The following is an 18,951-nucleotide window of genomic DNA, read 5'->3' as shown; positions in this document are numbered from 1 at the left end:
TAAAACAGGCGGTCGCTGCAGGCCGCCCCGAATGCCGGGAATAAATAAGCAATGAGCCAGCCCTTCTCCGAACGACCGGTCCGCGCGGAAGAGATTGATCGCGATCTCCTCAAGCAGGGAATTGCCAAGGCGAACATTCCGGCACTGTTGATGGTTCTCTACCAGATGACCGGCGAACAGCGCTGGCTTGAGGAACCTTATGCTCCGAAGCGTTCGCCGGGCCTCGATGACAACGACAGCGGTCAGTTGCCCGAAAAGGTGCAGGACGAAATCCGTGCATCGGCAGCCGAGGCGATCGACCGGTGGCTGGGCGGTGCGCCACTGGCGGTTCCTCGTCCCGGCAACGCCGAGCTCGCGCAGATGCTGAGTGTTGCGATGACCGAGGAGGTGCCCGAGGAATATGGCGACATCATTGCGGCCGGAATGGACTACGATAAGGCATCGGGCCTGGACAGTATCGAGAGCGCGGGAAAAACCGCGATCGTCATTGGTGGTGGTGTGTCGGGTATCTGTGCAGGTATCGAACTCAACAATCTTGGAATCCCTTACACGCTGTTCGAAAAGAACGAGGATTTCGGCGGCACCTGGTTCGAAAATCGCTACCCTGGCTGTGGGGTCGATACCCCGTCGCTCACTTACACATTCTCCTGTCGACCGAACGACTGGTCGATGTATTTTCCATTGCGTGATGAGATCGAGAACTATCTGCTCGATACCGCGCGAGAGTTCGGCCTTTACGAAAGCGCGCGGTTCAACACGCATGTGGAAGAGGCGCGCTGGAATGATACCAGCGAGAGATGGGACGTCACGGTCACCGCACCGGACGGCAAGCGCGAGACTCACAGTGCAGACTATCTCTTCAGCGCAGTCGGCATTCTCAATATTCCCAAATACCCCAATATAGAGGGTCTCGATCGCTTCGCCGGAGAAATTTATCATACCAGTCGCTGGCCGAGTGATGTCGACCTTGCCGGGAAACGGGTCGCCGTGATCGGCAACGGCGCCTCGGGTATGCAGGTCGCGCCTGCCATTGCCGACGAAGTCGAGAGTCTGACTCTCTTTGCACGATCGAAGCAATGGGCTGCGCCTTTCCCGCAGTTCAGAAAGACAATCCCAGACGGCGTGCGCTATCTTATGCAAGTGGTGCCGCTCTACCGTGCCTGGCTCGAACAACGCCTGTCTTGGACCTTCAACGACAGGGTGCACGGCACACTGTTCCGGGATCCGCAATGGAAACATCCGGAGCGCGCGGTAAACAAGATCAACGATGGCCATCGCCGGGCCTTCACGCGCTATGTGCATGAAGAGCTGGAAGATAGACCCGACCTGATCGAGCACGTGTTGCCTGACTATCCGCCTTTCGCGAAACGGATGCTACTCGACAACGGCTGGTATCGCACGATCAAGAAGCCGAATGTCAAACTCATCCCCGAGCATTTGGCTCGAGTCGAAGGAAGCACGCTCTATTCCTCCTCGGGAGAGACCGTAGAGGCTGATGTCATCATCCTGGCGACAGGATTTCAAACGACGAATGTCCTAGGCTCCTATGACATCATCGGTCTCGGTGGGGAGGTCCTGCGCGAGAAATGGGGCGAAGATGACGCTGCGGCGTATCTGGGGACGCTGGTGCCAGGTTTCCCCAATTTCTTCATCCTCCTTGGACCGAATGTCGGCTCGGGCCACGGCGGCAGCATGATTCGCAATATTGAAAACCAGATGCATTTCGCTGGTGAGGTAATTCTTTCGGCCAGCAACAGGGGCGCACAAACGGTGGAAGTGCGCGACAAGGTCTACGAAGACTATCTGCGCAAAATTGATGAGGCACACGATAAACTGGTCTGGACCCACCCGGGAACGGAGAATTGGTATCGCAATTCGAAGGGCAGAGTGGTGGCCATCACTCCCTGGCGCAACGACGCTTTCTGGCGAATGACACGCAAGCCGGACGTGAACGATCTGAAGTTCGAACAAGATCGGGAAGAAATCGTCAAGAAAGCCCAATCGAGCTGAGCTATCGGTATGCGCGCATATTGCGGTCACGAACTCGGCAATCTCGAAGCGTTCGCGCTTGAGAGCGTCGATACTCCGACTCCAGCCGATGGCGAACTGCTGATATCGGTCGAGGTGACGGCGTTGGGGTTCGTCGACCAGCTCGTCATGCGCGGGTTGTATCAGATCAAGCCGCCCACGCCTTTTGTACCGGGCGGCGAGATTGTCGGTACAGTCGAAGCCGTCGGGCAAGAGGTTTCTGGCTTTGCCCCAGGCCAGCGGATTGCAGCCTGGCAATTCGGTGGCGGGCTGGCCGAGATGGCGATAGTCCGCCAGGATCATGCAGTGCCGGTACCGGCAGATCTCGAACCTGCAGCGGCCGCCTCCCTGCTTCTTGATTATCTGACCGCCTATTACGGATTGTTCGATCGCGGCGGCCTCAAACCCGGACAATTGCTCTTGGTCACCGGAGCATCAGGCGGCGTGGGCGCGGCGGCGGTCCAGCTTGCCAGTGCCACGTCAGCGAGCGTGATTGGCTTGGCTTCAACCGATGAGAAGCGAGAGATGGTTTCCCGCGCGGGTGCATCACAGGTGATCGATTATCGCGACGAAGACTGGCGCGACAAGCTCAAGCGCGCATATCCATCAGGCGTCGATCTGGTGTTCGACCCGGTGGGCGGCGGGTTGTTCGAGCCGTGCTTCCGCTCGCTCGCAAAGCGTGGTCGCCATCTTGTTGTCGGCTTCGCGTCCGCAGATGGCATTCCGAGCCTTCCGGCGAATCTCCCATTGTTAAAATCGGGAGAGCTGGTCGGTGTCGACACGCGCTATCTCTGGGAGACTGATCCCGCGCGAGTGCGCCAGATCCTGTCGATAGTGCTGCAGCTCGCGGCGTCAGGACGGCTCGCCCCTGCGATCGGCCGAACCTTTGCTCTTGACGATGCGGCTTCGGCGATCGCCTATGTGAACGACGAGAAGCGCATCGGAAAAGTCGTCGTCAGACCCTGAGGGCGGGTGCCGCTTACCAGCTGACCGGCAGGGCAGAAAGTCCGCGAAAGAGGAAACCTTCGCGCCATTGCGGATTGCTCGCATCTCCTTTCAGGGTCGGCAATCGGCGGGCGAGCTGCTCGAATGCGATCCGGCCTTCCAATCGCGCGAGTTCCGCGCCCGCGCAGAAGTGTATGCCGCCGCCAAAGCTGAGGTGCTTTTTCGCATCACGAGAGATGTTGAAGCTGTCGGGATCATCGAACACCCGAGGATCCCGGTTACCCGCCCCGATCAGCGTCAGCACCTTGGCACCGGGATCGATCGTCTCCCCGCGTATCTCCGTTTCGCGAAGCGCCGTGCGGTAGGTGGCTATGAGGGAACTTTCATAGCGCAGGGTTTCGTCTACCGCCCCAGCTGCAAGCTTATCCGGTTCTGCGACCAATGCCGCCCACTGCTCGGGATAACGAGCGAAGGACAGCAGGGCGTTGCCAATCATGTGTGCCGTCGTCTCGAAGCCTGCCCCGAAAAGCCCGATGGCGACCGTAACGAGCTCGTCATGCGACAGCGAGTCCTCCTGCCCACCCGACTGAACGAGCGCTGTCGCGAGGTCGTCGCGCGGCTCGCGCATCCGCTCGGCGAAGAGCTCTTCGAAAAACTCCTGCAATACTCCAATCTGTTCGTTGGCGGTGGCGAGCTCTTGCGGGCTCAGCGCTCGTGCCTCGAACACAATAAAACTTTGAGCGATGGCTGCCATGACTGCCGGCAGGCGCGAGTCCTCGGCATCAATCCCAAGCATGTCACACATGACACGGACGGGAAGCTGGTAAGCGAAGTCAGCAATGACGTCGCCCGTCCCCCGCTCGACCATTGCGTCGATCAGGCTGTCGGTAATCTCTCGGATGCGAGGTTCCATCGCTCGTACCCGTCGCGCATTCAGCGCGCCTGTAACCAGACCACGGATCCTAGTGTGATGCGGAGGGTCCTGCATCAGAAAGACTTCGGAAAGCCATTTGTATGACCGCTGTCCTAGGACATCGAAGTCGGGTCCATAGAACAGCCGGATATTTTCAACGAAATCGCCCTGACCGAAATTTTCCCGATCCATCAATACCGAGCGAACATCCTCATGCCGACTCACTACCCAATATCCCAAATCCGATCGATGTATCGGGTCATGTTCGCGCAGTTCGGCAAAAATGGGATAGGGATCCTGTCTCATCTCCGGCGCGTCGGGGGCAAAGGAAGCTACTTTGGCGGAACTGCTGGCCATTAGCGTTACTCCGCTATCTGGTCTGGAAATACGGGACGGAATCCCTCGCTCGCACGCTCGACGAAGACGAAGTGTGGCGCCCCGAAATGCGCCGGGACGATCCTTGCACCGGTGCTTGCGGCCTGTTCTAGGATGCGGCGCCTGGTACTGGCGGCCTGGGGGCGGCATTCGCAGTAAACACTGTTCCAGTCGGGTCGATAGACCTGCATCGGATGATGAAGGATGTCGCCGGTAAACAGAGCAATCTGTCCGCCGTCGGTTACTTCAAGGACCATGTGACCCGGTGTGTGGCCCGGAGAATAGTGAGCGGTCATCCCATTGGCGATCGAAGCTCCGTCATTCACCAGCTCGGCGAGACCTGCCTCAATAATCGGGGCTACGCTATCCTCGAAAACATTCGAATTGACCACCGCTCCGGTCATGGATGAGAATCGGTCTTTCTGCGGATCCCAGGACTCTTCGTCGAGTCGTGGGAGGAAATAGGTGGCATTCGGGAATGTAGCTTCCCAACGATCGCCGACCAGACGGGTGTTCCAGCCGACGTGATCGATGTGGAGGTGAGTGCAGAAGACCTTGTCGATATCGTCCGGGGCAAAGCCTGCCTCGCCCAGCTTTTCAAGAAAATCGCCGTCGAGATTGCCAAAGACTGGGATGCCCGGCCGATCCTTTGCGTTACCTGCACCAGTATCGATCAGGATACGCTCTTCACCGGTGTCAATCAGCCAACTCTGAAGGTAGGCGTAAAGCATCCCGTCGCGCATGAAGTCTGGCTCAAAGCCTGACGCTCTTTGTGAAAAGGCGTCAGGCTCGAATTCCGCGAAGAGATCTTCGGGCGGACTGAAACCGCCCTGCCACTCTTCTATCCGGTAGACCTTGAACGATCCGATGCGAAACGCTTCTTCCGTCATGGTGCGTCCTTGCCGCTTTAGAAGTCCACTCCAAGCGTGACACCGTAGGTCCGGGGCGGCCTCAGCGACCCAACCGAAACGAACCCATAGAGTGGCGCGGTGATGATTGTGTTCGCAAGGGCATATTTGTCGAACAGGTTCTTGCCCCACAGGGCCACTGAGTACCGCTCGTTGGGCGAATGGTAGGTGATGCTCGCATTGACCAGGGCAAAGGCATCCTGTCGAGCATCCCGATTATTGAACTCTGTGAAAAAGATCTCGTCCTGAAAGTTCATGTCCGCGGAAAGATCGATCGATCCGGTATCGCCAAGATCGATGGTCTGATCAGCGAAGATCGCCACGGTGAACTCTGGCGCATTGGCCAACCGATTGCCCGACAGGTCCGATAGCGCAGGGTTATCAGGGCAGGCTGGAAACTGCCTGCGTGTCGGATCGCCGGCTGCATAGTAGCCGTTGCAGAAGTCGGTGTACTTAGCGTTGAGGTAGGTCCCGAAGATACGGAACGTGGTATTGCGCGCTGGGCGGAGCGTCGCTTCCAATTCGAGTCCGTAATTGCGAGCCGACGCAGCGTTGATGGTTTCGACGATGCTGTTCTCGTTGACAAAGCCCACCTGCAGGTTGGTGTAGTCATAATAGAAAGCTGCAGCGCTGTATCCGAAGGTACCGTCCCTCGTTTCGCCACGCAGGCCCACCTCGTAACTCCACACATTCTCAGGCTCGATCACGTCATTGACGCTACCGATGTTCACCACACCTGATTTAAACCCTTTCGTTACCTTTCCGTACAGCAGCGTTCCGCCTGGAGTCTGGTACTCGAGAACAAACTTCGGCGTGATCGAATCCCAGTCCCCGGTCTTGTCGGTCGGGATATCCAAGCCTTGCGCTTCGAAGGTAAAACGGCCGGTCCCCGAGCGCTTTTCCCAGTTGTATCGGGCCCCGGCTGTGAAGGTCAGGTCGGGAACAATCTCAAGCGATCCTTCCAGATATGCTCCGACGGCCTCTGTCTTGACCGTTCCGCGTTGCAGGTAGTTCCCTTGGTCGAACAGGTCCGGCGGGAGATTGGTACCTAGAAGGACGTTGAAATACTGGGCGAGATTGACGGTCGGCACGCGGACTTCACCGAAGAGATCCTCCTCGAAATACATCGCTCCTCCGAGCAGATCGAATCCGTTAAGGTCGGCCGTAAAGGTGAACTCCTGGCTGAAGGATTCGCTGTCTTCGGTGTAGTTGTTCTGACCGAACGCATTGATGTCAGAAACGTCGAGGTCGTCCCGATTGAAGCGCTCGAACTTGCGATAGGCCGTGGTAGAGGTGAGCGTAAAGTCGCCCTTATCCAGCGTTGCGATTGCCTGGATGCTTGAGCCTTTGCGATCATTGATCGCGTCTTCGTCGGAATAAATGTTGCGCGTATCTACCGGCTCGCCGCGGTCCGCGTAATAATCGAAGATGGTGTCGCCGCCCAGGAGCGGCCCGGGAAGGAAAGCTTCCGGCACGACCGTGGGGCCGAAATAGTGAAAGGCGTAGTTGAAGTCGTCTTCCCTGAAGTGGTCCGCCACGACAAGAAGCTCGAGATCAGGCGTTAGGTTTGCCTGCAGTGATCCGCGAAAAGCGTAGGCATCGCGGTCGTCGACGGGATTGCCGGTGAAGAGGTTCTCGCCGTAGCCATCGCGCTGTTCGTACTTGCCGGCCACGCGGAAGGCGAGCGTTTTGCCGGCGATCGGCCCGCCAACCGCCCCTTCAAGGGTCAGAGCGTCGTAATTGCCATAGGTAGCCCTGGCATATCCCTCGAAATAAGGAGTGGGCCGTGCAGTGACAATGTTGATGACACCTGCTGTAGCCCCTCGCCCATAGGTCGTTCCCTGGGGCCCGCGCAGAACTTCGATCTGCTCAATATCGTAGAAACCGCTGAGCTGCGCTGCTGGGCGGCTGTTGATCGCACCATTTTGCAGAAATGCGACTGCGCCATCTGCACCCAAATCAATGCTCGTCAGACCAATACCGCGGATGAAGGTGCGGTTCACCCCGAACTGGTCACCAACTGAAACATTGGGAACGGCTGCCGACAGATCGCCCGCGTTTTCGATCCCTCCCGGTCCAATAGCATCCGCATTGAGCACTGAGATCGCTGCTGCGGTATCCTCAAGGGACTGATTGGACTTTGTGGCCGTGACAATGATGACTGGATTTCGCTCTTCCTCAGCGACGGCCGGCGCCGTGGGCTCTTCGGCTACCTGCGCACTGGCCTGGCTGGCGCACTGAATGGATGCGATGGCGGTAGCTGAAAGCAGCACGCGCCTGGTGCTCTTAAGTTCCATACTCTCTCCCCTTCATACCAGACCTCTGATTTTCTACTGGCCGGTATCGTTAAATAAAAAAATGCAACCCCGAATTGCTCCTCAAACAAATTGATTCTGCGCTATTCAGCGCCTGCAAGCCGCAGGGCGGCAGAGACGAGCTGATCGACCACTTCTTCGGCCGAGCGCTGGCCATCTGGCGAATACCAGGTCGGTATCCAGCTTATGAGGCCGCCGATCCAGACGGCGACAAAGGAGTCCGTGTCCTGCCGAAATTCGCCCGCTTCGATACCTTCACGGATCAGCTCGGCGATCTGGTGATCGAATGAGTGCCTCAGGCGCAGGATGCGCTCGTGGTCCGTTGCGCTGAGATGTTTCATCTCGCGCAAGTAGACCACGACGTATTCCTGCCGATCAATGACGATCCTGCCGACCTGCCGCACGACTTCGGCAAGAAGCTCCCGGTGATTCTTGTGCTCTCCGGCCAAAGTGGTTTCAAGAATCGTAAGGGCTTCGCTAATGCCGACTTCGCAAATGGCAGCGAGAATGGCTTCCTTGTTCTTGAAGTAGGAATATAGGAAGGGTTTGGTTACGCCCAGGTTGTCGGCGACGTTGTCAAGCGTACAACTGCTGTACCCACGCTGGTAGAACAGGTGGCTGGCCACTTCGACAATGCGATTGGTCTTGAAGGCAACGAACTCGCTCTTCAGCGATGCTCCTCGACCTGCCGCAGGCTTGGCAAGCGGCTTGGCTACAGCTGACATGGCGAAACCGCAGGATTTGGGGCGCGTCTTGGCAATTCCATCTCCGGTTGGTGGACGCTTTCTCCACCTTCGAATCCAAGGATGCCAAAAAACGCATCTACTGGCCAGTAGTTTTTTTCAGGGCTTGGTACAGCCGCGCATCTGACCTAGACCTGAGGGCTGTTGCAAGAGCCTTGCATGCTCGAAGACGAGGCCGAGAACAAGAGCCAGGAGAAAGATGAAATGACGCACTTCGGCGACATGCAAAACGCGATCTACAATGCCGGTCTTTCAGGCATCCTGCCTGACTATCCGGTCGATTTCGCCTCGCTCCAGGCGCGGGCGGAAAAGGCCCTCTCGCCGATGCTTCTGAACTATGTCCAGGGCGGTTGTGGTGATGAGCATACGCAGGACAGCAATGCCAGCGCCTTCCACCATTGGGGGATGGTCCCGCGGATGCTGGTCGATTGCGGCGAGCGTGATCTCTCGATCGAATTGTTCGGCAGCAGATACCATTCGCCCATCTTCATGGCGCCGATCGGTCTTAACGGAGAGATCACCCAGGACCGGAAGGGCGATATCGCCGCCGCGCAGGCTTCGGCCGAAACGGGCGTGCCGTTCTGCGCCTCAACTCTGTCGAACACGCCCCTAGAGGAAGTCGCGGCGGCTGGCGGAGACACTCCGGGTTTCTTCCAGCTCTACACGCCCAAACATGATGGTGTCGCCGAAAGCCTTGTGCATCGGGCCGAGACGGCCGGCTACCGGGCGCTTGTGATCACGCTCGACACCTGGCTCACTGGCTGGCGTCCCCGCGACCTCAACACGGCTAACTTTCCGCAGCTGCGCGGCAAGGTACTGGAAAACTATTTTAGTGATCCTGTCTTTCGCAGCCTGCTGGACAAGCCCCCCGAGGAAGATCTGGCAGCCGCAGTCGGCACTTGGGCGGCGACCTTCGGAAAGGTCCTGACATGGGATCACATAGCTTGGTTCCGGGACATGACCAGTCTTCCGATTGTCCTCAAGGGCATCTGCCATGAGGACGATGCGCGTCGCGCCGCGGATCTTGGCGTTGACGCGATCTATTGTTCGAACCACGGCGGGCGGCAGGCGAACGGTGGAATCGCTGCAATCGACATGCTGCCCGCAGTGGTTAAGGGAGCTGGCAGCACACCAGTGCTGTTCGATAGCGGCGTGCGTTCGGGCAGCGATGTCATCAAGGCCATCGCGCTGGGAGCGACAGCGGTAGGGATCGGACGCCCTTATCTTTACGGTCTTGCAATCGGAGGCGCTGCAGGCGCCGCACATGTCCTTCATTCGATCCTCGCGGAAGCCGATCTTTTAATGGCCGTCAACGGCTACCCGACACTCGATGCGGTGCGTTCGGCTGGTGCCCAATCCACAAGGCAATAGGGCTTGCGGGACCCGAACCTTTCTAGCGCTCGAGTCCTGAAGCAAGTATGGGGCATCGAGGTCGGGACGCAAAAATAGTCACGTGAAAACAGCTGAATGATCGTGAAACGGGATGCCTTTTCTGATGCCCGCTGGCCCGCGCCAGGGCATCGATTTGCGGTTTTCCCTCCCCCTCCCATCCTCGCCGGAAGGCAGGCGGCATAGCAGAGCCATGCGCGCCGGCGGTGGCGGGGTTCTGCTTGCGGAGAGCGGCGCGCTAGACGTTCGCCTTGAGAGCTTCGCTCACTGTGACTGAACCGGAGCAATATGCTCCCCACGCTTCCATAAGCTTCACACGCATACCGGGATCTTCTTCGGTGCCTAGGTAGGTGGTGCGACGATACGCCGCCTGAACCGCGTCCGGCGTCTTGTGCGCAAGCGCGGCCTCTACAACCGCGTTTGGGAATCCCGCGTTCGCCGCCCAGTCCGTGAAGGCCGAGCGAAAGCCGTGGACATGGAAAGGCTCCTGCATGTCGCGCAGCACCTTTAGCAGTGTCATGTCTGACATGGCTTTGCCCGTTGCACCTGAGAAAACCACTTCGGCTCCCTCGACACGGAAGGCATCCGCTTTTGCGAGGACGCCTAGTGCAGCCTCGGAGAGCGGGACGACGTGTGCCTTGCTCCGCTTCATGTGCTCTGCCGGGATTGTCCAGAGGCGTTCTTCCAGATCGAACTCGTCCCATGTCGCGAGTCGGACTTCCTGCGAGCGCGTGCCGGTCAGAATGAGAAGATCGAGCGCGAAGCGTCCGAAGGAAGGCTTGCGCCTCAGAGCGGTCAGGAACGAGGGGATCGCGACATAGGGCATCGCCTTCCGATTCTGCGGTTTCTTCACTTGCCGTGGCAGGCCCCTCCCCGCTTTCAGGCTGCTGTTGCCGGATGGTGCCTCGGTCGATCGCCAACCCTTCGCATGCGCATAATCCAGCACCGCGCAAATCCGGTTGCGTACCTGGCGGGCGGTTTCCGGAATCTCCTGCCAGATCGGGGTTAGGACTTCGATGATGTCGGCTGCGGTAACGCTGCCGGTCGGCATGTCACCAAGATTGGGGAAAGCGTAGTTCTCCAGACTGGCCAGCCACTGGCGGGTGTAGACATCACTCTTCCATCCCGCCTCATTGTCGGAGTGGTACTGGGTGGCAGCTTCGCGAAACGTCACCTTGGCGGCAGCCTCGTCCTTGCGCTCCGTTAGAACATCGCGCTTCTCAACTTTCACGGCCTTGCGCATTTCAGCCGCCTTCTCGCGCGCTTCTGCCAGCGTCACGAGTTTCGCGCTGCCCAGCCCCAAGTCTTGCCGCTTGCCATCTCGCTGGAGTCGCAAATTCCAATAAGCGCCGCCCCGCTTGTCCACCTTGAGGAATAGCCCATCCCCGTCCTGATAGGTCCCCGGATTCGCCAAAGCTGCCTTGACCGCTACCGCCGATAGTTTGCCCATGATTCTACCCCCACACTTTTCCGCACAAGATCACCAATCCGAAGTGTGGGGGTAAGCACCCTCACCCCCACATTACCCCCACACTTGACCTCGGATGCAGGTGGATCGCGATGGCCCGAAGTGGACGGAATAGAGGCAATATACCGCAGAAATCCAAGGGTTTCCATGGATTTCTGGGGATGCGGATAGATGCTAAAAGAAAGGGCGGTGGTGGACAGGGCTGGATTCGAACCAGCGTACGCTTGCGCGGGCAGATTTACAGTCTGCTGCCTTTAACCACTCGGCCACCTGTCCACACGGGCCATTTCGCTTAGGAAATCGAGGGATCGCAGTGGCGACCCCGTGCCGAGAGGCGCCCCTTTGGCGAAGCGAGCCTTGCCTGTCAATGCCCTCGCTGGCACAGGCTGCAACCAATACAGAAAACTGGACGAATATGATGGCAAAAGGCGAACGCAAACGGGCTCTGCGAGGACGGGCAGGCCGGATGAAGGGCGGGCGCGGCAGCGGCCGCGCCAGTGCCGGCCAGGTGAGGCTGTGGGGCCGCCATGCGGTCGAGGCAGCGCTCAAGAACCCGGACCGGGTGCACCGGAAATTGTGGGCAACCCGCGAGGCGATCGACACGCTCGATGGCGAACTGCCATCCGATTTCCCGGTCGAATATGCCGATGTAACCGATCTTGCGCGGCTTGTAGCCAAGGATGCGCCACATCAGGGCCTCGTGCTCGAATGCGCCGCATTGGAAGACACTCACCTCGACGAGGTCCTCGACGGCGATCCAGAACGCCCGATCGTCGTACTCGACCAGGTAACCGACCCGCACAATGTCGGGGCGATCATGCGATCGGCTGCAGCGTTCGGTGCCGGGGCCTTGATCACCCAAGATCGCCATGCGCCACCCGAAGGCGGAGTCGTCGGCAAGGCGGCCTCCGGCGCGCTCGAAGTGTTACCCTGGGTGCGCGTGGTCAATCTTGCCCGCGCGCTGGAGCAGATGGCCGAAGCCGGTTACTGGCGGATCGGGCTGACCGGCGCCGCGGACGCCACACTCGCCGAAGCGCTACCTGCAGGCCCCGTCGCGCTCGTGCTGGGCGCGGAAGGCGAAGGCATGCGGCATAATATCGAGTCGCATTGCGACGCGCTCGCCAAACTGCCGATCGGCGAGCGGATCGAAAGTCTGAACGTATCCAATGCCGGCGCAATCGCGCTCTATGCGGTAGCGACGCGATAGCCGGCATCGCCGACTTGGGGGAAACGCATGACACGCTTGCTCACCATCCTGATGGCGCCGCTGCTGCTGACCGGCTGTATGCTGTCGCCAGGGAAGTTCACCAGCGAACTGCAACTGCTAGCCGACGATACCTTCGCCTTCTCCTACACTGGAGAGATCCAGATGCTCGCACTCAGCAAGCTCGCCGATCTTGCCGAAAACAGCGATGAGAGCTTCGAGGCGGAATGTTACGACGACGATTTCGACGTTCGCGAATGCTCGGCGGTTGAAATCGCTGAACAGCGTGAAGAATGGGATGCGAACGCTCAAGAGCGCCGCGAGAAGCAGGCACGCGAGGCAGAGCAGATGCGCGCCTTCCTCGGTGGCATAGACCCGTCGGATCCCGAAGCGGCCGAGGAGCTGGCCAACCGGCTCGAACGCCAGCGCGGGTGGCAGCGGGTCGAATATCGGGGCGACGGCCTGTTCGACGTGGAATTCGCAATCTCCGGCACGTTGGGTCACGACTTCGTCTTCCCCACAATCGAGCGCATACAAGGTTTCAACGCCTTCGTCGGCGTGCACCTGCGCGATGGCGACCAGATACGTGTCGATGCACCGGGGTTTGTCGGTCAGAAGGACACCAATCCGATGTTGGGCGGCGGCGCCCCGCTTGCGGCGATGGCAGCCATGTCGGAGGCCGACGACGGCGGTGAGATGCCGCGGATCGTCATCCCGGAAGGCACCTTCACCATTGTGACCGACGGCCGGATTCTGGCGAACAATACCGACGAGGGACCGGCTCCGCACGCCCTCGGGCAATCTCTATCGTGGAATATCGGACCGGCAACCAGCCAGGCGCCCACCGCGCTCATCGCGTTCGACTGAGCAAACGAAAACGCCGCGCTTTCCGGGAAGGAAAGCACGGCGAAATTCAGTCCCATTGTCGCTCCGCGAGGCGTGCGGAGCGCCGGTCAGGCAAGACCGATTAGTTGACGGCGTCCTTGAGACCCTTGCCGGCCTTGAATTTCGGCTGGTTCGAAGCCTTGATAGTCATCGGTTCGCCAGTGCGCGGGTTACGACCGGTCGAGGCCTTGCGCTTGGCAACCGAGAAGGTGCCGAAGCCGACCAGGCGCACTTCGTCACCGCTCGACAGGGCCTTGCTGATGGAATCGAAGACACCTTCGACGGCGCTCGAAGCATCGCTCTTGGACAGGCCGCTGGAATCGGCAACCGCGCTGATCAGGTCGTTCTTGTTCATAGGTGAAAACCCCCTTGTTCTTATAATCGAATGGTGTTGGCTGAATCGCCTCGGTGAAGGCGGACGAATTGAGAGTTTTTTGTCGGCAGTGTCAAAGATAAAATCGGCCAAAACCGGCGGATTTCGGGGCCAGAGCAGCGAAAATTGAGGTGAAGCGCGAATTCACCATCCCGTGATCTGCCAAGCGCGGGTGAAGCCCCCCGGTCAAGGCGCCGGGGGGCGATTCGAGTCGCTGCAGCGCAGCATGCCTTTTGTTAATGCGCGGTCGGTGACGGAGCCCCATGGGAATGGTCCGGCTGGCTCGCCAGATCGTCCGCCTCGGTCCATTCGATCGGCTCCGGTACACTACAGAGTGCGTGGACCAGTACCTCGTCGACATGGGCGACCGGCACGATTTCCAGGCCATCCTTCACATTGTCGGGAATCTCGGCGAGGTCTTTTACATTTTCCTCGGGGATGAGGACCTTCTTGATCCCGCCCCGCAGCGCCGCGAGCAGTTTCTCCTTGAGACCGCCGATCGCCAGCACGCGACCACGCAAGGTCACCTCGCCGGTCATGGCCACCTCGGCGCGAACCGGAACGCCCGAAAGGGTGGACACAATCGACGTTACCATGCCCACGCCCGCACTCGGCCCATCCTTGGGCACCGCACCTTCGGGCAAATGGATATGAATATTGCGGCGCTGGATCAGGCTCGGCTTGATCCCGTAATGCGGCGCACGTGCCTTCACGAAACTGAAGGCGGCCGCGACGCTTTCGTTCATCACTTCGCCGAGCTTGCCGGTCGTCTTGATCTCGCCCTTGCCCGGGGTGGTCACACTTTCGATGGTCAGCAATTCGCCGCCCACCTCGGTCCAGGCGAGTCCGGTCACGGCACCGACCTGCGGTTCTTCCTCGCTCATCCCGTGCTTGAACTTGCGTACGCCGGCAAAGTCGCTGAGATTTTCGGGCGTGATCGTCACGCTCTCGACCTCGTTTTCGAGGATCTTGCGCAGGGATTTGCGCGCCAAGCGGGCAAGTTCGCGTTCGAGCGTGCGGACGCCCGCTTCGCGCGTGTAGTACCGAATGAGATCGCGCAGCCCCTCTTCGGTGAGTTCGAATTCGCCCTTCTTGAGCCCGTGCTCCTTGACTTGCTTGGGCAGCAGATGGCGCGTGGCAATTTCGACCTTTTCGTCCTCGGTATAGCCTTCCAGCCGGATGATCTCCATCCGGTCGAGCAGCGGCTGCGGCAGGTTGAGGCTGTTCGCAGTGGTCACGAACATGATGTCCGACAGGTCGAGATCGAGTTCGAGATAGTGATCCTGGAACTTGCTGTTTTGTTCGGGATCGAGGACTTCGAGCAATGCCGAGGCGGGATCGCCACGAAAATCCTGGCCGAGCTTGTCGATTTCGTCGAGCAGGAACAACGGATTGATCTTGCCCGCCTTCTTGAGGTTGCTGACGATCTTCCCGGGCAGTGAGCCGATATAGGTACGCCGGTGACCGCGGATTTCCGCCTCGTCGCGCACGCCGCCCAATGACTGGCGCACGAACTCGCGGCCGGTCGCCTTGGCGATGCTTTTCCCAAGCGACGTCTTGCCGACACCCGGCGGGCCGACGAGACACAGAATCGGCCCCTTCAGCTTGCGCGTGCGCGCCTGCACGGCGAGATATTCGATGATGCGGTCTTTGACCTTCTCGAGTCCATAGTGATCGGCATCGAGCACTTCCTGTGCCTTGCCGATGTCCTTCTTGACCCTGCTCTTCTTGCCCCACGGCAAGCCGAGCAACACGTCGAGATAGTTGCGAATGACGGTTGCCTCGGCGCTCATCGGCTGCATGGCCTTGAGCTTCTTCAGCTCAGCTTCCGCTTTCTCGCGCGCTTCCTTGGACAGCTTGGTCTTGGCAATCTTCTCGGTCAGTTCGGCAATTTCGTTACTGCCGTCATCGTCGCCGCCCAACTCGTTCTGGATCGCCTTCAATTGCTCGTTGAGGTAGTATTCGCGCTGGGTCTTTTCCATCTGGCGCTTCACACGGCCACGAATGCGACGCTCGACCTGCAGCACCGATAGCTCGCCTTCCATGAAGGACATGACCATTTCGAGCCGCTTGAGTGGATCCTTCTCGACCAGCAGCGCCTGCTTGTCCGACACCTTGGCATTGATCGCCGCGGCGATCGTGTCGGCCAGTTCGCCGGCATCGTCGATATCGCCCAGCTGCTCGGCGGCCTCTTCGCCCAGCTTCTTGTTAAGCTTGGCATACTCGCCGAACTGCTCGATTACCTGGCGCATCATCGCGACGACTTCACTGCCCGACGCGGTCACCGCATCGGCCACGCTCACCGACGCCTCGACATAGTCGCCGCGCGGGGCGAGCTGCTCGAGCGCCGCTCTTGCGCTGCCCTGCACCAGCACACGTACCGTGCCGTCGGGCAGCTTGAGCAACTGCAGAACCTGGGCGACAACGCCGACGTCGAACAGATCGTCGCGCTCGGGATCGTCGCAACCGGGATCGAGCTGAGCGAGCAGGAAGATATCCTTGCTGCCTTCCATCGCCGCTTCGAGCGCCGCCACCGATTTGTCGCGCCCGACGAACAGGGGCACCACCATGCCGGGAAACACCACAATGTCGCGTAAGGGGAGGAGGGGGAAAGTCTGGGTCATCAATCAATTCCAATCAAGGCCGCCAACGGCCGTTCGCAAGGAATATGGTGAGGCCTGTCCCACTGCGCAACGCTGCATTCAAAAGTCATGTGGATGGCGCGGTATTACAATCAACCTGCCATTAACCTAAGCTATGAACCCGAACGGGGGCAAAGAGGAAATTTAATTTCTCCTTTGGAGTCAAAGCCATGCTGAGTTCGGTCATCTGCAAGGTGGGAAGTCATAACGTCAACCGGCGCCGCGTCTGGCATGACGGAATCAACTTTCGCACCAAATGCACGCGCTGCAGCGCGCCACTGATCCGCGACCACCAGAAAGGCTGGCGGCCGTTGGACGAAGAACGCGATCTGCGTGCAGAACGGCTGCCTCATCCGCGACATGCATAGGTAGTTGCACGCTCAGGCGGTTGCAGCCTCCGGGAACCGCGACGACCGTGTCGCTCGCGGCAGCCGGGAGGATGGCGCAGTCGGGCGGGTCAGGCCATGCTCGGCCTGACATCTTCGTTACATGCCGGGCAGCTTGAAGCCCGGGGGCAGGCCGACGCCTTGCTGGATCTTGCCCATTTCCTCCGCCGAGACGCGATCCGCACGGTCGCGCGCGTCGTTGAAAGCCGCGGTCACGAGATCCTCGACCATCTGCTTCTCTTCCGGTTTCATCAGGCTCTCGTCGATCGTCACGCCGAGAATACGGCCCCGTGCGGTCGCCCGCACCTTGACCAGGCCGCCGCCAGCCGATCCCTCGACTTCGATCTCGTCGAGCTTGGCCTGTGCATCGCCCATCTGCTTCTGGATCGTTTCGGCGGCCTTTTGGGCCTGCGCGAGCATTTCTTCCATATTCATGCTTTTCTACTCCAGGGTATTTCGCGGCGCTGGGGGGATGCGCCGCCTTCATCGATAAGTTCGGCGTCGGGAAAGGCATCGAATGCCGCCTTTACCAACGGGTGGGCGCGCGTAGCCGCTGCAGCAGCGTCACGCTCGGCCTGCTGCACCTCGACCAGCGACGGGGCGCCTGTTCCGCCTGCCACCTCTTCCACAGTCCAGCGCTTGCCCGTGTGGCGGTGCAAGGCATCACGCAGTACCGGCGCGATATCGTCCGAAAACTTGGCATCGCGGCCGTAGCGCAGGACACCGTCGGCAAAGTCTACCACGCGCACTTGCAGGCGCATGATGCTCGCCTCCTGCAGCAGGCCGGATGCGTCGATCGCATCGACCAGTTCCTGCCAGTCTAGCGAGGCTTGCGGCGCAGCGGAAGTTGCCTCACCGGAAGCTGCAGGGGCCGGTGCGGGACCCGCTTCCGCGAGCTTCTCGATCTTTTTCGCTAGCTTGCCCGGATCGGGCATCTGTCCCGCATGCAGCGTGCGCAGCAATGCCATACGCAACGCGACCAGCGGATCGGGCGCAAGCCGGACCTCCTCGTGACCCTTGAGCAGCAATTGCCAGAGGCGGTGAAGCTGTCCGGCGGGCAAGCGCCCGGCCCAATCGGCGAGTTGCTCGCGCTCGTCCGCGCTGGCACCTTCGGGTTCACTGCCGGAGACCTGGGCAACTGTGATGCGATGGGCGAGGTCCATCTGCGCGCGCATCAGTGCCAGCGGCTCGACGCCGAGCGCATATTGTTCGTCGACCGCCTCCAGTAGCGCCCTGCCCTCGCCTTCGAGGATATGTGCAAAGAGCCTGCGCTGTGCACTCTTGTCGGCAAGGCCGAGCATGTCGCGCACGCGTTCCGCGGTGACCTTGCCCTCCGTGTCCAGATCGGCATGGGCGATCGCTTGGTCGAGGATCGAAAGCCCGTCGCGCACCGAGCCTTCCGCCGCGTTGGCGACGATGTGTAGCGCTTCCGGGTCTGCCTCGACCCCTTCCTTACGACAGATCTCGGCGAAGTGCGTTTCGAGCAGTTCGACCGGGATACGCCGCAGGTCGAACCGTTGGGTGCGGCTGAGAACCGTGACCGGCAGCTTCTCGACCTCGGTAGTCGCAAATAGGAACTTCACATGCGCGGGCGGTTCTTCCAGCGTTTTGAGCAGCGCGTTGAAAGCGTTGCGCGAGAGCATGTGGACTTCGTCGATGATGTAGATCTTGTAGCGCGCCGAGACCGCGGCATAGCGCACCGCCTCGATGATTTCGCGCACGTCGTCGACGCCGGTGTGAGATGCCGCGTCCATCTCGATCACGTCGATATGGCGGCCTTCGGCGATCGCCTGGCATGGTTCGCACACACCGCAGGGGCTGATCGTCGGACCGCCCTGGCCATCGGGCCCGATGCAGTTGAGCGCCTTGGCGATCAGGCGCGCGGTCGAGGTTTTCCCGACCCCGCGGACACCGGTCATCAGGAAGGCGTGCGCCAGCCGGTCGCGGGCGACAGCATTGGCCAGCGTGCGCACCATCGCTTCCTGGCCGATCAGCTCGGCAAAGGTCTGCGGGCGGTATTTGCGCGCGAGAACGCGATAAGGCTGCGCCGGATCGGCTTTGGGCGGTGCGCTCGCCGAAGGAGCCGGAAGAGCTTCCTCGGCTGGGGGCTCGGGTTCGGAAGCGGACGGTGCGCCGAACATCGATTCCTGCCCAGCTTCTTCAAGCTCCGCAGCGCTCGGCGCGTCGACCTCCTCGCTCCCGGTTTCCCAAGGCAGGCCGTCTGGATTGTCCGGTGAATCACCCATGCAGGTCTAGGTAGGCGCAGATGCGCCGGTTGTCATGCCGCAGCTAGTGGAAAGATGCCCTACTGTCTTCGACGATCCCGATAGATTCGATCAAAGGTTCATTCAGGCAAATGAACTCCACACATTCCCAA

General features: G+C 60.0%; 14 protein-coding genes and 1 tRNA gene. 5 read left to right on the top strand and 10 right to left on the bottom strand.

Annotated features, from left to right (window positions below; all coding sequences use genetic code 11):
• The first annotated feature begins 51 nt into the window (after positions 1–51).
• The gene (locus ASS64_RS00185; RefSeq protein WP_067688081.1) at positions 52–2,010 is read left to right on the top strand and encodes an NAD(P)/FAD-dependent oxidoreductase; all 1,959 of its coding nucleotides are present in this window, start codon (positions 52–54) and stop codon (positions 2,008–2,010) included.
• Between the two features lie 9 nt (positions 2,011–2,019).
• On the top strand, positions 2,020–2,994 hold the full coding sequence (locus ASS64_RS00180; RefSeq protein WP_067688078.1) for an NADPH:quinone oxidoreductase family protein: 975 nt from the start codon (positions 2,020–2,022) through the stop codon (positions 2,992–2,994).
• Between the two features lie 13 nt (positions 2,995–3,007).
• Here the strand turns inward: ASS64_RS00180 and ASS64_RS00175 are convergent, their stop codons facing one another.
• From ASS64_RS00175 to ASS64_RS00160, 4 genes are all read right to left on the bottom strand, one after another.
• Positions 3,008–4,243: a cytochrome P450 gene (locus ASS64_RS00175; protein ID WP_234002268.1), complete on the bottom strand. Its 1,236-nt coding sequence runs from the start codon at positions 4,241–4,243 to the stop codon at positions 3,008–3,010.
• A 5-nt stretch (positions 4,244–4,248) separates the two neighbouring features.
• Positions 4,249–5,151 carry an MBL fold metallo-hydrolase gene (locus tag ASS64_RS00170; RefSeq protein ID WP_067688075.1) on the bottom strand — a complete coding sequence of 301 codons (903 nt, stop codon included), beginning with the start codon at positions 5,149–5,151 and terminating at the stop codon, positions 4,249–4,251.
• Between the two features lie 17 nt (positions 5,152–5,168).
• Positions 5,169–7,466 (bottom strand): TonB-dependent receptor, encoded by a 2,298-nt coding sequence (locus ASS64_RS00165; RefSeq protein ID WP_067688072.1) that lies wholly within the window; start codon positions 7,464–7,466, stop codon positions 5,169–5,171.
• 101 nt (positions 7,467–7,567) lie between these two features.
• Positions 7,568–8,209: a TetR/AcrR family transcriptional regulator gene (locus ASS64_RS00160; RefSeq protein WP_067688069.1), complete on the bottom strand. Its 642-nt coding sequence runs from the start codon at positions 8,207–8,209 to the stop codon at positions 7,568–7,570.
• 222 nt (positions 8,210–8,431) lie between these two features.
• Here ASS64_RS00160 and ASS64_RS00155 point away from each other — a divergent pair, with 222 nt between their 5' ends.
• Positions 8,432–9,598 (top strand): alpha-hydroxy-acid oxidizing protein, encoded by a 1,167-nt coding sequence (locus tag ASS64_RS00155; RefSeq protein WP_067690185.1) that lies wholly within the window; start codon positions 8,432–8,434, stop codon positions 9,596–9,598.
• A gap of 256 nt (positions 9,599–9,854) precedes the next feature.
• Here ASS64_RS00155 and ASS64_RS00150 read toward each other — a convergent pair whose 3' ends face one another.
• Positions 9,855–11,066, bottom strand: coding sequence for a site-specific integrase (locus ASS64_RS00150; RefSeq protein ID WP_067688066.1), 1,212 nt, complete (start codon positions 11,064–11,066; stop codon positions 9,855–9,857).
• 208 nt (positions 11,067–11,274) lie between these two features.
• Positions 11,275–11,360 (bottom strand) — tRNA-Tyr (locus ASS64_RS00145).
• A 142-nt stretch (positions 11,361–11,502) separates the two neighbouring features.
• Here ASS64_RS00145 and rlmB point away from each other — a divergent pair.
• A complete protein-coding gene (gene rlmB / locus ASS64_RS00140; protein WP_067690182.1) occupies positions 11,503–12,291 on the top strand; it encodes a 23S rRNA (guanosine(2251)-2'-O)-methyltransferase RlmB in 789 nt (262 codons plus the stop codon).
• A gap of 27 nt (positions 12,292–12,318) precedes the next feature.
• Positions 12,319–13,155: a hypothetical protein gene (locus ASS64_RS00135; protein WP_067688062.1), complete on the top strand. Its 837-nt coding sequence runs from the start codon at positions 12,319–12,321 to the stop codon at positions 13,153–13,155.
• 100 nt (positions 13,156–13,255) lie between these two features.
• Here the strand turns inward: ASS64_RS00135 and ASS64_RS00130 are convergent, their stop codons facing one another.
• The 4 genes from ASS64_RS00130 to ASS64_RS00110 form a co-directional block, all read right to left on the bottom strand.
• Entirely contained in the window at positions 13,256–13,552 is a 297-nt protein-coding gene (locus tag ASS64_RS00130; protein ID WP_255356008.1) for an HU family DNA-binding protein, read from the bottom strand.
• A gap of 230 nt (positions 13,553–13,782) precedes the next feature.
• A complete protein-coding gene (gene lon / locus ASS64_RS00125; protein ID WP_067688056.1) occupies positions 13,783–16,170 on the bottom strand; it encodes an endopeptidase La in 2,388 nt (795 codons plus the stop codon).
• A 503-nt stretch (positions 16,171–16,673) separates the two neighbouring features.
• Positions 16,674–17,009: a YbaB/EbfC family nucleoid-associated protein gene (locus tag ASS64_RS00115; RefSeq protein ID WP_067688050.1), complete on the bottom strand. Its 336-nt coding sequence runs from the start codon at positions 17,007–17,009 to the stop codon at positions 16,674–16,676.
• Positions 17,006–18,820, bottom strand: coding sequence for a DNA polymerase III subunit gamma/tau (locus tag ASS64_RS00110; protein WP_067688047.1), 1,815 nt, complete (start codon positions 18,818–18,820; stop codon positions 17,006–17,008). Before ASS64_RS00110 ends, ASS64_RS00115 begins: the two co-directional genes overlap by 4 nt.
• Between the last annotated feature and the right edge of the window lie 131 nt (positions 18,821–18,951).

The organism is Erythrobacter sp. AP23 (assembly GCF_001542855.1).
Classification (GTDB): Bacteria; Pseudomonadota; Alphaproteobacteria; order Sphingomonadales; family Sphingomonadaceae; genus Qipengyuania.
Note: the sequence above shows the minus strand (reverse complement) of the source record. Positions and strands in the feature narration are given on the sequence as shown.

Bases quoted from the DNA above. Each gene is read 5' to 3' on its own strand.
- ASS64_RS00185 (WP_067688081.1), top strand. From the start codon at position 52: ATGAGCCAGCCCTTCTCCGAACGACCGGTCCGCGCGGAAGAGATTGAT.
- ASS64_RS00180 (WP_067688078.1), top strand. From the start codon at position 2,020: ATGCGCGCATATTGCGGTCACGAACTCGGCAATCTCGAAGCGTTCGCG.
- ASS64_RS00175 (WP_234002268.1), bottom strand. From the start codon at position 4,243: ATGGCCAGCAGTTCCGCCAAAGTAGCTTCCTTTGCCCCCGACGCGCCG.
- ASS64_RS00170 (WP_067688075.1), bottom strand. From the start codon at position 5,151: ATGACGGAAGAAGCGTTTCGCATCGGATCGTTCAAGGTCTACCGGATA.
- ASS64_RS00165 (WP_067688072.1), bottom strand. From the start codon at position 7,466: ATGGAACTTAAGAGCACCAGGCGCGTGCTGCTTTCAGCTACCGCCATC.
- ASS64_RS00160 (WP_067688069.1), bottom strand. From the start codon at position 8,209: ATGTCAGCTGTAGCCAAGCCGCTTGCCAAGCCTGCGGCAGGTCGAGGA.
- ASS64_RS00155 (WP_067690185.1), top strand. From the start codon at position 8,432: ATGACGCACTTCGGCGACATGCAAAACGCGATCTACAATGCCGGTCTT.
- ASS64_RS00150 (WP_067688066.1), bottom strand. From the start codon at position 11,066: ATGGGCAAACTATCGGCGGTAGCGGTCAAGGCAGCTTTGGCGAATCCG.
- rlmB (WP_067690182.1), top strand. From the start codon at position 11,503: ATGGCAAAAGGCGAACGCAAACGGGCTCTGCGAGGACGGGCAGGCCGG.
- ASS64_RS00135 (WP_067688062.1), top strand. From the start codon at position 12,319: ATGACACGCTTGCTCACCATCCTGATGGCGCCGCTGCTGCTGACCGGC.
- lon (WP_067688056.1), bottom strand. From the start codon at position 16,170: ATGACCCAGACTTTCCCCCTCCTCCCCTTACGCGACATTGTGGTGTTT.
- ASS64_RS00115 (WP_067688050.1), bottom strand. From the start codon at position 17,009: ATGAATATGGAAGAAATGCTCGCGCAGGCCCAAAAGGCCGCCGAAACG.
- ASS64_RS00110 (WP_067688047.1), bottom strand. From the start codon at position 18,820: ATGGGTGATTCACCGGACAATCCAGACGGCCTGCCTTGGGAAACCGGG.